Below are 16,125 nucleotides of genomic sequence, written 5' to 3' on the forward strand. Positions count from 1 at the left end.
GAAGTGCCTTGTCTTCCTAAGACCGCTTGGCCTCCGACTTACACGGGCGGCTCGATTCGCCAGCCCGGCAGCTTCTGCGGCGTTGTGGCCGTGAAGCCCACGTATGGCGTGGTAAGCCGTTACGGCGTGGTTGCGTTCGGCAGCTCGCTCGACCAGGTGGGCCCCTTTGCGCGCACCGTGCGCGATGCCGCCCTTACCATGAATGCCCTTTCGGGCTGCGATCCTCTCGATTGCACCAGTCAGGAATGCACCATCGATTTCACGGCCAACCTCGATGAGGGCGTGCAGGGCATGCGCATCGGCATTGTTCCCGCTTTCATGCAGGCGCAGGGTCTTACCGCGGAAGTCCGTCGCGCCGTCGAGGGCGCGGCTGCGAAGCTGGAAGCCGCTGGCGCGCAGCTCGTGGAGGTCGACCTCCCCAATGCTGCCGCCGCCATGAGCGCGTACTACGTGCTTGGCCCCTGCGAGGCATTCAGCAACCTTAGCCGCTTCGATAGCGTGCGCTATGGCTACCGCGACCCCGGTCATCACGATCTGGGCAGCCAGTATGAGGCGAGCCGCGCGAAGGGCTTTGGTCCCGAGGCGCGTCGCCGCATCATGCTGGGTAGCTACCTGCTCTCCTCGGGCGTGTACGACAAGTACTACTATCCCGCGCAGCAGGTGCGTACGCTTATCACGCAGGATTACACGCGTGCGTTCCAGCAGGTCGATTGCATCCTCGCTCCCGTTTCGCCTCGTACGGCGTTCCAGTTCGGCGAGGTAAGCGACCCCACCACCATGTACCTGTCCGATATCTTCACCATCAGCATCAACATCGCGGGCAACGGCGGCATGAACATGCCCATTGGCCTGGGGGAGGATACCCACCTTCCCGTGGGCGCTCAGCTCATCGCTCCCGCGTTCCACGATGCGAATATGCTGCGCGTCGCTTCCGCGCTCGAATCGATGTACGGCACGGCTCCCGTGGCGCCTGCCTTCGCCGAAGAGGAAGGTGATCGCTAATGAAGAGCATGGAAGAAGTGCTGCGCGACTGGGAAGCCGTTATCGGCCTGGAAGTGCATTGCGAGCTTACCAAGCTCGAAACCAAGATGTTCTGCGGCTGCAAGCTCGAGTTCGGCGCCGAGCCGAATACGCACACGTGCCCCGTGTGCCTGGGCTTGCCGGGCGCCCTTCCGGTGCCTAACAAGGCCGCCATCGAAAACATCGTGCTGGCCGGTCTGGCCACCAACTGCGATATCGAAAAGCACACGATGTTCTATCGCAAGGGGTACATGTACCCCGACATGGCTAAGAACTTCCAGACCACGCAGGGCCCGAAGGCCTTCTGCATGCGTGGCTGGCTCGACCTCGACGTCGACGGCCGTGGCGCGTCCGAGCGCTATAACCTCGACGCCCTGGCGGAAGGCGAGCAGGCCGAAAACATCACGCGTACGGCCGATGGCTACCGCGCGCACGTGGGCATCGAGCGCATCCACATGGAGGAAGACGCCGGCAAGATGATTCACGTCGGCGGCGCCGAGGGTCGTATCGAGGGCGCGAAGGAAAGCCTGGTCGACTACAATCGCGCCGGCACGCCGCTCATCGAGCTCGTCACGCTGCCCGACCTGCGCACGCCGGAAGAGGCGCGTCTGTTCATGCAGAAGCTGCGCCAGATCTTCCTCGCCATCGGCATTTCCGACTGCAGCATGGAAGAGGGTAGCCTGCGCGCCGACGGCAACATCAGCCTGCGTCGCCGCGGTACCACGCAGCTGGGCACCAAGACCGAGCTGAAGAACATCAACAGCTTCAAGAGCCTGCATGACGGCCTGGCATACGAAATCTGCCGCCAGGCGGAAGTGCTCGAAGAGGGCGGCATCATCTACCAGGAAACGCGTCATTGGGATCCTTCCGCGAAGCGCACCATCGTCATGCGCGTGAAGGAAACGGCCGACGACTACCGTATGTTCCCCGATCCCGACCTGGCTCCGTACGATCTTTCCGACGAATTCATCGAGCGCGTGCGCGCGAAGCTCCCCGAGCTTCCCGACCAGAAGGCCGCGCGTTTCAAGGAAAGCTTCGGCCTTTCCGGCTACGATGCGCGCCATCTGGTGGAACATCGCGCTACGGCGGCGTTCTTCGAGGAGTGCATGGCGCTTTCCGAGGCGAAGGCCGAATTTGCTAAGCCGCTGGCCAATCTGCTCATCAACGACATCGCCGCGCGTCTGAACAGCGGCGAGGGGGTCGATACGCAGGTGCTCACGCCGGCTCGCATGGTTGCGCTCGTTGCCATGCTGGCTGCCGACGAGCTGTCCAGCAAGCAGGGCAAGGAAGTGCTGCAGGCCATCATCGACGAAGATGCCGACCCTGCCGCCATCGTGGAAGCGCGTGGCATGAAGCAGGTAAGCGACACTGGTGCGCTCGAGGCCATCGTCGACGAAGTTCTGGCTGCCAATCCCGATAAGGTCGAAGCGTATCGCGGTGGCAAGACGGGTCTGCTGGGCTTCTTCGTGGGCCAGTGCATGAAGGCTACGCGTGGGCAGGGTAACCCCAAGCTCATCAACCAGCTTCTTGCGCAGAAACTGAATCAGTAGCGATTGCCCCGCCTTGGCGGGGTGGTCATCGGGCGCGCTCGCGGTATTCCGTTCGGGCGCGCCCTTCGTTTGAAAGGAGCGCGTATGCGCGAAAAGGAAATCGAGGGCATTACGCTTCTGGGTAACCAGGGCACGACGTATGCCACGGATTACGATCCTTCGCTGTTGGAGACGTTCGAGAACAAGCACCCCAACCGCGACTACATGGTGACGTTCCGCTGCCCGGAATTCACCACGCTCTGCCCGATTACGGGGCAGCCCGACTTCGCCACGCTGTACATCAACTACGTTCCCAACGTGCGCATGGTGGAAAGCAAGGCGCTGAAGCTGTACCTGTTCAGCTTCCGCAACCACGGCGACTTCCACGAGGACGTGTGCAACATCATCGTGAACGACCTGGTGAAGCTCATGGAGCCGAAGTACATCGAGGTGCGTGGCATGTTCTATCCGCGCGGCGGCATTTCCATCTACCCGTTTGCCAACTGGGCGCATCCCGATTTCGGATACCAGGAAATCGCACGTCAGCGTATGTTCTCCCAGCTCTCCGACCTCGATAACGGGGATGGCGCCCGATGAGCGCATCCGCTAAGCATGCGCTGGTGCTTTCCAGCGGGGGAGTCGATTCTACGACATGCCTGGGCCTTGCGGTAAGCGAGCTGGGCGCGCAGAACGTCGCGAGCGTGTCGTTCTTCTATGGGCAGCGTCACGATCGCGAGCTGCGTGCGGCCGATGCCGTGGCGCAGCATTATGGCGTGCGCCATTATACGCTCGATCTGGCGGGTATCATGCAGTATTCCGATAGTGCCATGCTGGCGAATAGCTCGCAGCAAGTGCCGCATGGCACGTATGCGAAGCAGATTGACGAGAATGGCCGCCCGAATACGTATGTGCCGTTCCGCAATGGCTTGATGCTTTCTGCGGCGGGTGCTCTAGCCATGTCCTTGTTCCCGGATGAGGCGTGCGATATATACCTAGGCGCGCACGCGGACGATGCGGCGGGGGATGCCTACCCCGATTGTTCCCCGGCTTTTACGCAGGCTATGGACAAGGCGCTCAGCGTTGGCACCTATGGTAACGTCCATCTAGTAGCGCCGTTCGTGAACTCCACGAAAGCCCAGGTTGTAGAGCGAGGCCTGTCCCTAAGTGTGCCATACGAACTAACTTGGTCCTGTTACGAAGGTGGGGAGGCCCCCTGCGGTACGTGTGCCACGTGCCTCGATCGCATTGCCGCTTTTCGTGCTAACGGGACCGAGGATCCCGTTCCTTACGCAGGATAAGTGATGCAAAACGACGCCTGGCTTGTAGCAAAGCCGGGCGTCGTTAGTTTATGGCAACAAAAAAGCCCCTGCGAACAGGGGCTTTACAATGCCAAATGGTGCGCCGTGAGGGATTCGAACCCCCGACGTACTGATTCGTAGTCAGTCCCTCTATCCAGCTGAGGTAACGGCGCAAGTAAATCAGCGAGGAATATAATGCCCGTTCTATCCGTTTGTGTCAACGGCTTTCGCGGATTTATTCAGACCTTCAAATTTCCGACACTTCCCAAAGGGTCCACGCGCAGAAATTGCGACCAGCGCTGGCTGCAGTAAGCCCAACCATGGCAGCGAAGGCGCTCCGCGCCAAGCGGGACGGACCCATGTGCCTACCCGATAGGCGAGGCGCCACGCGCCGAGCGGGATGGAGCCATGCCGCTGCCCTCCGTCCCAGCATGCGCCCGGGCCCGCCATCAGGACATTGTGAAAGCAAACCAAAAGCTGCTTGGCTTAGCCAAGCAGCCATATAAAAGCATGAACCAGCGCAGCGCACGAGCGTAGGGCAAGGCCCGTGTGGGGCCTTGCCCACGCGAGCAGCGGAGCGATGTCCAGATGGCGGGCCCGGGCGCATGCGCGAGCGGGATAACCATGGAGGGGGAGCACATAGCGCCTACACAAGCGAGTGCTATACTTCGCAGGCTCGTTTCGACGAGCAGCTGTTCGCAATTATCCAGCTACATCAAAACTAAGGACACAAATGAAGAAGACGAACAAGAACCTCATGCTCTGCGGCATGGTGTTCGCGGTATCGCTTGTCGTAAGCAACGTGGTAACCGCGAAAACCATCCAAACCGGAATCCCCCTCTTTGGTAGCACCATCACGCTGCCTGGCGCGGCTCTCTGCTACGCGATCACGTTCCTCATGACCGACGTCGTGGGTGAAATCTGGGGCAAAAAGACCGCTCAAACTATCGTGAACTGGGGCTTCGTATGCCAGCTTCTGGCTACCGGCCTTATTCTCCTCACGCAGTATCTGCCTGCCGCGAACCCCGAAATGCAGGCGTCGTACGATATGCTGCTGGGTCAGAATGTCGTGTTCGTCATCGGCAGCATGACGGCGTACTTCCTTTCCCAGTCGTGGGACGTGTGGGTCTTCCATAAGATTCGCAATGGCGTCTTGTCGCGCACGAGCAATGAGCGCCTGCGCTGGATGTGGAATAACGCGTCCACGATGACGTCCCAGATCATCGATACGGTCGTGTTCGTGGGCATCGCATTCGGCATCGGTTTTGGCTGGCTCTTCAGTGCCGAAACCCTGCCCGCCCTTGGTGCAATGATGGTGGGCCAGTACCTCATCAAGCTCGTCTTGGCCGCGTGCGACACGCCCTTCTTCTACTTGCTCACGCGTCGCATGCCCGCTACTGGCGCCATGCAGCAAGCTGAAGCGTAGCAATTGCGCACCTGCCAGTTTGCCCTTTAACGCCCTCGTCACCGCGATGAGGGCGTTTTAATTGTGCGGGTGGCCTCTCTGCGATGTTTCGTCCATGCCTCCACCACGATTGTCCCTACCCGTGACAGCGACGCCGGCGTAGCCGGCCAGCGGGACGCGTCAACCTCCCAACAACGCCCGCTTTTCGCGATTACGCGAAAAGCCAGTAAAAAGGCGCCGCCAGCGAAGCTGGCCAGCTCACACACTTTCCCCAGGTCCCCACAAGTCGGCGAGGGCTCGAATCCCCGCGTCCAGTCAGACTCGCAAGCTCCGTTCCCGGGCTTTTTCCCGATCGTGTTGCACTGGGGGCGTGGGCCCCGTAGGAGGCACTGTGAACACCAACCCCGGCGCTCAGCTCAGCTGAGCGCAAGAACAAAACTACTGAGCAGCGTAGCGCACGAGCGGAGGGCAAGGCCCGTGAGGGGCCTTGCCCACGCGAGTAGCGGAGCGAGTGCTCCTACGGGGCCCACGCCCCCAGCGCTGTCCGGGATAACAAAAAAGCCCCTGCGAACAGGGGCTTTGCAGTGCTAAATGGTGCGCCGTGAGGGATTCGAACCCCCGACGTACTGATTCGTAGTCAGTCCCTCTATCCAGCTGAGGTAACGGCGCGTTTGAAGCAGCAAAAGGTATATTAACAGGTATCGAAAAGGAGTCAACACGCTTTTTGGAAATATTTGCTGCACTTCACATGAGCATCTGTTAGAGTTTCCTCCGCGGGTGCGAACAGGCGCTATTCTGGGTCGTAAGGCGGGGAAGCGCGGGTTCGCTTGACTACAGTGCCCTGCGCAGTGTGCTCGCCTGCATGTATAGGATCAATGGAAGGTTATTACTTGAAGGTTCGAAAATCCAAACCTCATAGTACGTAGCCGCTCCGGCACGCCCTCCGTGGCTGCCTCAGCGGCCGCCGCATAACGATATTTGGGAGGAAGCGTGCTCTATCTTTCTCAGATGCTGGGTCGTCCTGTCTTCGATGAAGAGGGCGAGCGTATCGGAACTATCTCCGACCTGGCAATTCAAACGGGCGAGGTGTTCCCTCGCGTAACCAGTCTGGCCTTCAAGGGGCCGGGCAATGTGCCCTTCATGATTAGCTGGCGCAAGTATGTCGACCGCTACGACGGCGACGCGGTGCGCTTGGCTGTGCCTTCTACGGGCATTCGTTTCAGCTACCTGCAGCCGCAGGAAGTGCTCCTCGCGCGCGATCTTATGGACCGCCAGATTGTTGACACGCATGGCATGAAAGTCGTGCGCGTAAACGACCTCAAACTGTCGGAAAGTGGTTCCCAGCTGCGTCTTCTTGGCGCTGAAGTGGGCATTCGCGGTATCCTGCGTGGTCTTGCGCCGTGGGTGGAGCGCGCCGTTTCCGGTGGCGCGAAGCTCGTGGGGAAGCGCATCGACGAGCACATTATCGCCTGGAATTACATGGACCTGCTCGACCGCGACCTTTCGAAGGTACAGCTCTCCGTCACGCACACGCGACTGAACGAGCTCCATCCCGCCGACGTGGCCGACATCCTGGAGCAGCTCGACCCTGCTCAGCGCGCTGCCGTGTTCGAGCATCTCGACGACGAGCGCGCCAGCGACGCGATTTCCGAAATGGAAGACGAGTATCAGGCCGATACGCTCGACGATCTCGACGATGCCCGCGCCAGTAAGCTTCTGGGTAGCATGGAGCCCGACGATGCGGCCGATATCGTGCGCGATTTGCCCTACGAGAAGGCCGAACGTTTGCTGCGCCTGATGGGCATGGAAGATGCTGCCGATATTCGCAATCTGCTGGGCTATCGTGACGAAACCGCAGGTGGCATGATGACCACGCAGTTCGTGGCCATGTCGGTGAAAGACACGGTGGCCGATGCCATCGAAACGCTGCGCCATCTGCCCGACGATTTCCCCAGCATTCACTATCTGTACGTGAACAACGAGTACGGCAAGCTGGCGGGCGTGCTTTCCGTACGCAGCCTCGTGCTCGCGCAGCCCGAAACGCCGCTCGAGGAAATCATGTTCAGCGACGATCTCATCACCGTTTTGCCTGATGAATCTGAAGACGAAGTTGCCGAGAGCATCTCGAAGTACAACCTTTGGGCAATTCCCGTCGTCGACGAGAAAGGCGAGATGCTGGGCATCGTAACCTTCGACGACGCCATCGACGTCATCGAAGACGACGTCGAGGAAACCAAGAACGACAATTTCAACCGCGGAGCGCTCCTTTCCATCATCGGCATCGTAGCGCTTGTTGCATACACCCTGGTGGTGCTGCATATCGCGGGATATGCGGGGTAGGGTATGACGGCAAGCAAGACTACAGAGGAAGTACTCGCAGAACGCGCCGAGCGTGGCGAGCAGATACTGGGAGATGCCCATGCGCCCGTTGCGGCCACGAAGAAGCGCAGCCGTCTGGCGGTGGTGCTCGCGGCCATGGGACCTGGCATTATCACGGCAATGGCTGGCAATGATGCCGGCGGTATCGCCACGTATAGCACGGTAGGCGCCGAATTCGGCTTCGCCTGCCTGTGGATCATCCCCGTCATGTGCGTGCTGCTGGTAGTCGTGCAGCTCACGGCGGGCCGCATGGGTGCCGTAACCGGCAAGGGCTTTGCCGCCCTGGTACGCGAGCGATTCGGCATTCGTCCCACGGCTCTGGCCATGCTCGCGCTGCTCATCGGCAACGTATGCACCACGTTTTCCCAGTTCGCCGGTATCGCCGCCGGCTGCGGTATGTTTGGCGTTCCCACGTGGGTCTCGGTTGTCGTGTCAGCGCTGGCCGTGTGGTTGCTGGTAAGCGGCGGCAACTATCAGCGCGTCGAGCGTATCTTCCTCATCATCTCGTTCGTATTCGTCACGTATATCGTGGCGGCGTTTATGGCCAATCCCGATTGGCCCGATGCGCTCCTCTCCACGGTGCAGCCGCAAATCGTGCAATCCCAGGATTTCATTAGCCTGGTCATCTCCACGATTGGCACCACCATTGCGCCGTGGATGATGTTCTACGCGCAGAGCAATATCGTGGAAAAGGGCACGGGCACGGAAGATGACGAGATGCTCGCCATTCGCGCCGACGCCGTGAGCGGCTCCGTTGCTGCGTGCATCGTGGCCTGGTTCATCATCGTCACCACAGGCGCGGTGCTTTTCCCAGCTGGCGTGCACGTGGAAAGCGCCGCCGATGCAGCGAGCGCCCTGGTTCCCTTCGCGGGGCCCTATGCGCAGGTGCTCTTCGCCGTCGGCTTGGTGGGCGCCAGCTTCCTTGCCGCGTGCGTCCTGCCTCTTACCAGCGCCTTCGTTGTCTGCGAGGCATTCGGTTGGGAAGCTGGCGTTGAATTCAGCTTCAAGGAAGCCCCCATATTCAAGGGCCTCATCACGGGCATCATCGTCTTTTCCGCCGCCATCGTGCTCATTCCCGACCTCGATCTCATGGGCGTCATGATCATGGCCCAGTTCATCAATGGCGTTATCTTGCCCATTCTGCTGGCATTCATGGCGATTATCGCGGCCGACAAGTACGTCATGGGCAAATATGCGGTTGGGCCCGTGATGCGCGTGCTTCTGTGGCTGCTCGTGGTTATCGTAGTCGTCCTCACGGTCGTCTTGCTGGTCATGCAGGCTCTTGGCCTCGCGTAAGGCATGCAGCAAGCCTTTTGTCCTATGGCGGTGGGTGCGCGTATGCGTGCCCACCGCTTTCTGTAAGGTGCTTCAGAAGGCGCAGGGCGCCCCGTGACGGCCCATTCCATCCTGTGTGCCTCGAGCTGGGCATATACCAGTTCGGCCTCTTATACGGCCTCTGCTTAGAGATACTCTAGGTATGTCGACCGCTCATTTTGGCGTGCATTGTAAAGTTTTACTATAGTGCGATAAAGCGAGAGAGAAAACGGTTAGAATACCTGGATACGCTAGCAACCGCGGCGCATGGCGCCGTTGAGCGAAGGGACGCTTATGGGCGAAGATCAGAAGCTGGAACTGTACCGTCATTTCACGGACATTAACTCTATCGACCCGTCGTGGTACACCAGGTACGACGTTAAGCGCGGCCTGCGAAATGCCAATGGCTCGGGCGTTGTGGCCGGTATTACCAACATCTCCAATGTTCATGGCTACGTTATGAGCGATGGCGATAAGATTGCCGACGATGGGCGTCTCACGTTCCGTGGTTACAATATCTACGACCTCATCGGCGATGCTGGCAGCGAACGCCGTTTCAACTACGAGGAAGTGGCGTATCTGCTGCTCATGGGCAAGCTTCCCACGCAGGAAAAGCTCGATGCCTTCGTATCGGCCTTGAACGATAGGCGCGACCTGCCGAACGGCTTCACGGCTTCCATCATCATGAAGGACACGCCCCTCGACGTCATGAACGTTCTGCAGCGCTGCATTCTGCTGCTGTACGCGTACGACGAGCATGCGGAAGATCGCAGCTACGAGCATGAAATCGCCACGGCGGTGTCGCTCATTTCGCGCCTGCCGCGCATTGCCGTGCTTTCCTACTACGCGCTGCGCGCTCGCTATCATCATGAGTCGATGATCATGCATCGCTACATCCCTGGCCAGAGCACGGCCGAGACGTTCCTGTCGATGCTGCGTCCCAATCGCGAGTTCACGCCCCAGGAAGCGCGTATGCTCGATATCATGCTCTGCCTGCATGCCGAGCATGGCGGCGGCAATAACTCCACCTTCACGGCTCGTTTGCTTTCCAGCGCCGACACCGACCCGTATTCCGCATATGCGGCGGCTGTGGGCTCGCTGAAGGGCCACAAGCATGGTGGCGCGAACCATAAGGTGCGCGCTATGCAGGCCGAGATCAAGCAGAACGTCAAGCATTGGGATAACGACGACGAGGTCGCCGATTACCTGGCCAAAATCGTTAACAAGCAGGCGTATGACCGCAGCGGCCTGGTATATGGCATGGGCCACGCGGTATACACCAAGAGCGATCCGCGTGCGGTTGTGCTGAAGAAGTATGCCTCCGAGCTTGCCAAGGGCACCGAATTTGAGGCCGAGTTCAAGTTACTCGAAGCTATCGAGCGCCTCTCTCCCGAAGTCATTCTGCGCGAAAAGGGCACGCGAAAGGACATGTGCGCCAACGTCGACATGTATTCCGGCTTCGTGTACAGCATGCTCGGCATTCCGGAAGACCTGTTCACGCCTCTGTTTGCCTGCGCTCGCATGGCTGGCTGGAGCGCTCACCGTTTCGAGGAGATCGTTAGCGGCAAGCGCATCATCCGTCCGGCATATAAGAGCACGCAGAACGACGAAACGCCCTACATTCCCATCGAAGAGCGTTAGTCGCGCATCTCTGGGCGCCTAGTGGCGCCGCAGAACCGCGCGATATATCTTCCAGAGCCTCGTGGTGTTGGCCACGAGGCTCTTTTCGTGCTGCTCGGGGGTGGGAGAGGGCCGATTAGAAAGCGCCTGAAGGTGATTTGTCAAGGAATCCCTCATTTGCGAAACGATAGATAATCTCAGAAGAACCATCGATTCTAAGGCCTGGTTTTACAGAAAAACGCATACGTCCCAGGCCCGTGGTATTCCCCACGCCTTAGAAGGCATCTGAGGCCTTTCTTCTGTAAAGTCCCAGTTCAGAAGGGTAAGAAATATGAGATAGCTTTTACATCAAATTTTACTTGTCAACTACGAATCAGCAATGTATCATCTAGTTGCGGCTTAACTATCGCTTATTTATCAAACGGGCATATTGGGGTCCCAACAATGACAACCGCCCCAATCTGCCGGTAGGGTAGATGGCCCGCATCCCGCACAGAAATGAGCGCACGCAAACAGCTCATAGGGGGTTGGTGGGGTGCACCGCGCACATACAAAGGCCTTCTCGCCGTTCCTAAGGGCTATTTGCTACTTGGGCGGTGTAGTTAGACGTTTTTATCCAAAAACGGGTCTCAGAAAGGCTCTGGTGTGGTTGCGCACGTATCTGCCCGTGTCTGCTAGGTGCTTGTACGCCGCAGGGGGTATAACGTGGCAAACACGCAATCAGAGGATCTGCTGTATTCGCTTGTGGGGTATCCCAGCGATACGGAATGGCTCGCGTTTGTGGGCTCGGAAGTCGACGTGCAGCAAGTCGGCAAAGACGTCTGCGCTTTGGCTAATTCCGCGGCCTTCCACAGCCGTGGGAACGGGTATTGCGTCTGGGGCGTTAGCCCGAACTCCCATAAGTTCGTGGGCACTACGTTCAGTCCCACTGAAACCCGCTCGCCATCTGGGCAAAGAATCATTCCTTGGCTGAAGGCGAATCTCTCTGACAACGCCCGCTTTTCTTTCAATGTGTTCGATGCGTGGGGCAAGCGCTTCGTGGTGCTGAAAATTGCAGCAGCCGCAGGTCAGCCAGTACGTTTCAATGGGAAGCCGTATCTTCGCCATGGCAACAAGACCAAGAAGCTGCAGGTGGGCAGCCATCGAGAGGTGGAGCTGTGGCATCGCGTGCAGGGTCCCAATCGCGAGCTATCGCTTGCCATGGAGGGCGTTACGGCAGATGAACTGCATGAATTGCTAAACCTAGAGGCCTATCGCGCCCTCATGCGCAGCGGGCGTTCCAGCAATGCATCCGCATATGTGGGCAACCTTACGGGCCGGGAAGCGCTCCTTGCCGAGCTGGAAGAACGCGAAATAATCCGCGAGCAGGAAAACGATCTGTACGGCATTACCGTCATGGGCGCCCTACTGCTTGCCAAGAAGCTCAGCTCTTTTGATGACCTGGCGAAACGTCGTATTCGCGTAGTTCGCTTCGCTGGCAGGGGAGCATACGAGGTCATCAGCCAGGAAGAATTCGACGAGGGGTACGCCACGGCCCTCCCCAAGGCTGAACAGCACATTTCCAGCATTACGCCCACGGGCGATCTGGCCGATGGTGGCGCGTATTTACGCGTGGGTCATGCGTACCCTCGTAGTGCGGTGCGGGAACTCCTGGTCAACTCTGTGTTGCACCAGGATATTCAGGCGATGGCCCCGGGCCCCATCGTGCGCATTTACGACAATCGCATCGAATTCAGCAACCCGGGCAGCAGTCTTATTCCGCCAGATCAGATGCTCAACGCGCGTCCCAAGTCGCGCAATATTGCGCTTTCAAACCAGCTGCGTGATATGGGCATTTGCGAAGAGTGGGGCGTGGGCTGGGATAAGGTCGTCCAGGCGTGCGAGGAAGCTCATATGATGGCTCCGAAGGCCGTAAGCAGCGAAGAGGGCGGCACCGTCGTCACGCTGCGCAGGTGCGGCGGTTTTGAATCTATGACCAGATCAGATAGGGAATCTGCCGTCTACTGGCATGCATGCCTGCGCTACGCCCAGGGCGAATCGCTCAGCAATACCACGCTTCGCGAGCGCTTTGGCCTGCCCAACGAGCAAAAGAACGTCCTCGCCATGTCTCGTCTCATTCGCGATTGCCAGACGGTGGGGCTCATCAAGGTTGAGAACGAAAAATCGGGCGCTAAGTTCCGTCGATACGTCCCGGCCTGGGCTTAAGCTGAATGCAACCCTTCGGTTTCAATTGAATCAAACAAGGTAGCAATCCCTTGTTATGGGACTGCAAATGTGCTAATAATCAGCATTAACCATCTATGCATGCGTGCGCATAGGTTGGGGTCCAAATATCAGTAGCAGCACAAAAGACCAGTTAAATCCAATAGCTGCACCGATTGAGGGGGTTGTCATTATGGGCTCGCAAAGGGGAGCGGCGGCTACGTGCGCCGCAAAAACCGGCTATGCTTCTACCAAGAAGTCTCATTTTGAACGCCGGAAAAAACTTCGTAAAACAGGATCGAATGCGTTAGCGTTATTGCTAACGTTGGTGCTTGTTTGGCAAGTGCCTTCATTCGCATGGGGTGACGAAGTCCTCCAGGATAATCTGGAAGCGGGTGGTGTCATCCTACCCACAGCCGCTGACATATCCTCTAGCTCTGATACGGGAGCGAATGCGACGGATGAATCCGCTGAGTCAGGAAACAAGGACTCAGCGGATTCTTCGTCTTCTGGCGTAAATGGGGGGTCTAGCACCCAGGGTCTGAATGCGAGCGCAGACTCTGACGGCGATGGCTCCGCTACGATGGGGGAGGGTACCTCCTCCAGCGCCAAGTCTGGTCTCTCGGCGCTGAGCGATGAAAATGGTGGTCTCACCCCCCAGGCAACCGAGAATCCCGATGGCACGTATACGTGGGAATATCGTCCCTATGCTGAGTATGTCAGCGAAAGCGACGGGAATACTTACATTCTGCATTTGGCCGGGACTGAAGCTGTAACCGAGATGAGCGTTGATTCCAGCTCTAAATTTGGCTACATACTTGACTCAAGTACGGGGGCCATTCTGTCTTCATCTTCCGTGCATACGGAAACTGGTGACGAATCGCTGATGGTTCTTGATGAATCGGAATGCCCATTTTGGTTGATTGGCTATCAAATTAATGGCTATCTCCCAGTAATTGATGAGGCTACGGCATTGGCGATGGGTTTGGCGGATCAGGCTGAGTGGGTTGATACCATTGAGCAGCTCCAGTTAACGCAAGATATGCCAATAGCTTCCTCGGGCGCATGGGCGGACGATCCGACAATCTATGCGGATCCTTCAATTGACGCCTTCATTGCCTGCAGTTGGTCAAAGACGTCTTATGCGATTAGCTTTTATGCCGCAGACGGCAATTCTCTTGGCTATAAGGTATCAAAACTGTATTGGGATACCCCTGTGCCTTATTTTGGGAGTTCGGCGGCTGGTTCTGAAGATATCACTACTGCATATGACGCCTCTGTGATAAAGCAGGCTTATCAGAATAAAGCTGTTTGGTGGGTAACTTTTGACAACAAGCATGCTGGTCAGTTCCAGTCGGGTACAGATACCCCAATTTGGCAGTTCCTGGCGAATGGTAATGGTACTGTCCCCGCTGAGCTTGAAACCGACCCTCAGTATACGGGTAAGTATATGGTCACGGGCAACAATGGTGAGATTTCGGTTACGCCTAATTTTATTTTGAAATATAAAGATTCTAGCAATTCGGTCGACGTGCCTGCGCGCGTGTCGACTACTTCTAGTACGACGCCAGATAGTACTGTGACATCGCTGACAAAAACGTCGAGTGAATTGAGCAGCTTGTCCCTGTCGTCTATGACCTCCTGGACTATTCCGAAGTCGGGTGGTGGTAATCTGACGATTACCCCTGGTGATACGCTGACTATTTCCGCCGACTCAGCGGGTAACGTGACGGTTAACGGATCCGCTATCGTGCTTGAGGGGAATAAGATTCCCTTGACTGCTTCTTCGGATACGCCTCCTGCGGCTACTACGGATGATTTTCAGGTATCGTTCGTAAGCGATACGGCTGCGGCTGGCGCGACGTTCAGCCTGAATGGCGCTGCGGGTGCTTCTGCTCCTACATGGTGGGTCGCTGAAAACGAATCCCTTAACAGTAGTGCCAATACGGGCACGGGTACAAATTACGGTGGTACCCTCGCCCCCCTTACCTCGCTAACGGAGTCTCATAGTGGTAGCTACGAATTCGCTGGTTGGGACTTGGAAATTGGGGGTGTGACCACGTCGTTTAATGTGGGTACGGGATCTGGAGAGTATGCGACTCAGGCTGCAGCAACGACTGCGTTGTTGGGGACTGCCATTACGGGTACGGCGACTGTTACTGCGAAGTATGTGCCGGCAATAACCACTTACGATGTTTCGTTTGCGGCTCCTGCTACACCGAGTGGGGTGAGCGCCCCGGTGCCTTCCACTTCCCTCACTGGAATAAATTCGACTGATAAGCCGATTGATACGTATCCGGCTGCTACTCTTTCGGTTACTGACATTAGCGGCAATTATATCTTTACGGGTTGGGAATACTCTGAAGACGGCGGTGCCACGTATGATCCACTGGATACGTCAAAATACGACGACACGACCAATCCGTCTATCCTCAACGAGCCCCTGTATTACACTGGTGGTGTTGATGTAACGTTCCGTCCTGTTTACACCGAGGCGTATGCTGTGACCTTGGCTGTTAATCCTTCGAGCGGCGTGGGTGGCACGATTACCACCGTCAATCCCGATGATGGCGTTTCTACTCCGAGCCAGACCAATATCGTGCGCTACGTAACTCCGGGTAGCAAGTTGAGCACGGCTAGCGGAACGAACGTCTATGCGTTTGATTCTACTGCTGGCAATCACGTAGCCGCTCCTATCTCGAGCGCCACGGCTGTAGCTGCTTCCGGCTATGGCTTTACCGGTTGGACGGCTGGTGGATCTGCTGTAACCGATCCCGTAAACGAGACGATCACTGCTCCCATTACCTTTACGGCTAACTTTGGCGCTGAGTATCCCATTTCCTGGACTTCCGGTACGGGTGTGTCGGGTCTGGGTACCGACGGCACTACGTCGTGGTTGGCGGGCGACAGCACCTCCACCCTCACGACACCTACCATTACGGCATCCAGCGGATACGATGTCTCCACCCCCACGTACACCATATCTTGGGGTGGCACCACCCAGGGCACGGTGACGGTTGGTAGCGGTGGCGTTACTACGGCTAACGCGGGTGATGCTATCCGTGACATTGTGAAGAACGCTACGGGTAACATCACCATCGAGGTGTCGCTGCCCGCGCTCACGAACATTGGCTACACCATCGTGAAGCACTTCGAGCTGGCCGATTATCCCACGGGTACCACGAACAACGGTGTTGCCTCGGCATATAGCTCCAGCACCGTTACCGAAACGGGCACCCAGACGGGTTCCGTTGGCGATACGATCACACTGACGGCCGCCGAGCTGGCGCTTCCCGCTGCCGGTACGACGGGTCTGCCGAGTGGATACGCTGTTGCGAACTATACGGGTACCAGCAAT

The 16,125-nt window shown here is 57.8% G+C and carries 10 protein-coding genes and 2 tRNA genes; 10 read left to right on the forward strand and 2 right to left on the reverse strand.

The window, feature by feature from the left end; all coding sequences use genetic code 11:
• The 4 genes from AC04P6_RS05005 to queC all read left to right on the forward strand — a co-directional run.
• Positions 1-1,002 (forward strand): amidase family protein (locus AC04P6_RS05005; RefSeq protein ID WP_475565513.1); only part of this gene is annotated, 1,002 nt, incomplete at its 5' end.
• Complete coding sequence (gene gatB, locus AC04P6_RS05010; RefSeq protein WP_475565514.1) at positions 1,002-2,570, forward strand: Asp-tRNA(Asn)/Glu-tRNA(Gln) amidotransferase subunit GatB; 1,569 nt, start codon at positions 1,002-1,004, stop codon at positions 2,568-2,570. The genes AC04P6_RS05005 and gatB, both read left to right, overlap by 1 nt.
• Positions 2,571-2,654: 84 nt before the next feature.
• The gene (gene queF / locus AC04P6_RS05015; protein WP_475565515.1) at positions 2,655-3,146 is read left to right on the forward strand and encodes a preQ(1) synthase; all 492 of its coding nucleotides are present in this window, start codon (positions 2,655-2,657) and stop codon (positions 3,144-3,146) included.
• Positions 3,143-3,847: a 7-cyano-7-deazaguanine synthase QueC gene (queC, locus tag AC04P6_RS05020; protein WP_475565516.1), complete on the forward strand. Its 705-nt coding sequence runs from the start codon at positions 3,143-3,145 to the stop codon at positions 3,845-3,847. The genes queF and queC overlap by 4 nt, the downstream gene beginning before the upstream one ends.
• 96 nt (positions 3,848-3,943) lie before the next feature.
• Here queC and AC04P6_RS05025 read toward each other — a convergent pair.
• Positions 3,944-4,020, reverse strand: a tRNA-Arg gene (locus AC04P6_RS05025).
• A 560-nt stretch (positions 4,021-4,580) separates the two neighbouring features.
• On the opposite strand from AC04P6_RS05025, the gene AC04P6_RS05030 reads away from it, so the two are divergent.
• On the forward strand, positions 4,581-5,273 hold the full coding sequence (locus AC04P6_RS05030) for a queuosine precursor transporter (protein ID WP_475565517.1): 693 nt from the start codon (positions 4,581-4,583) through the stop codon (positions 5,271-5,273).
• Between the two features lie 571 nt (positions 5,274-5,844).
• Here AC04P6_RS05030 and AC04P6_RS05035 read toward each other — a convergent pair.
• Positions 5,845-5,921: transfer RNA gene (locus tag AC04P6_RS05035), tRNA-Arg, on the reverse strand.
• Between the two features lie 321 nt (positions 5,922-6,242).
• Between AC04P6_RS05035 and AC04P6_RS05040 the strand changes: the two genes are divergently transcribed.
• From AC04P6_RS05040 to AC04P6_RS05060, 5 genes are all read left to right on the forward strand, one after another.
• Complete coding sequence (locus AC04P6_RS05040; RefSeq protein ID WP_475565518.1) at positions 6,243-7,592, forward strand: magnesium transporter; 1,350 nt, start codon at positions 6,243-6,245, stop codon at positions 7,590-7,592.
• A 3-nt stretch (positions 7,593-7,595) separates the two neighbouring features.
• Entirely contained in the window at positions 7,596-8,927 is a 1,332-nt protein-coding gene (locus AC04P6_RS05045; protein WP_475565519.1) for an NRAMP family divalent metal transporter, read from the forward strand.
• A 312-nt stretch (positions 8,928-9,239) separates the two neighbouring features.
• Positions 9,240-10,586, forward strand: a complete 1,347-nt coding sequence (locus tag AC04P6_RS05050; RefSeq protein WP_475565520.1) for a citrate/2-methylcitrate synthase — start codon at positions 9,240-9,242, stop codon at positions 10,584-10,586.
• Between the two features lie 684 nt (positions 10,587-11,270).
• The gene (locus AC04P6_RS05055; protein WP_475565522.1) at positions 11,271-12,770 is read left to right on the forward strand and encodes an ATP-binding protein; all 1,500 of its coding nucleotides are present in this window, start codon (positions 11,271-11,273) and stop codon (positions 12,768-12,770) included.
• 1,630 nt (positions 12,771-14,400) lie between these two features.
• A partial coding sequence (locus AC04P6_RS05060; RefSeq protein WP_475565523.1) for a hypothetical protein occupies positions 14,401-16,125 on the forward strand: 1,725 nt, incomplete at its 3' end.

Source organism: Denitrobacterium sp., from assembly GCF_056180635.1.

Coding starts and splice junctions, on each gene's coding strand:
- gatB (WP_475565514.1), top strand. CDS start 1,002: ATGAAGAGCATGGAAGAAGTGCTGCGCGACTGGGAAGCCGTTATCGGC.
- queF (WP_475565515.1), top strand. CDS start 2,655: ATGCGCGAAAAGGAAATCGAGGGCATTACGCTTCTGGGTAACCAGGGC.
- queC (WP_475565516.1), top strand. CDS start 3,143: ATGAGCGCATCCGCTAAGCATGCGCTGGTGCTTTCCAGCGGGGGAGTC.
- AC04P6_RS05030 (WP_475565517.1), top strand. CDS start 4,581: ATGAAGAAGACGAACAAGAACCTCATGCTCTGCGGCATGGTGTTCGCG.
- AC04P6_RS05045 (WP_475565519.1), top strand. CDS start 7,596: ATGACGGCAAGCAAGACTACAGAGGAAGTACTCGCAGAACGCGCCGAG.
- AC04P6_RS05050 (WP_475565520.1), top strand. CDS start 9,240: ATGGGCGAAGATCAGAAGCTGGAACTGTACCGTCATTTCACGGACATT.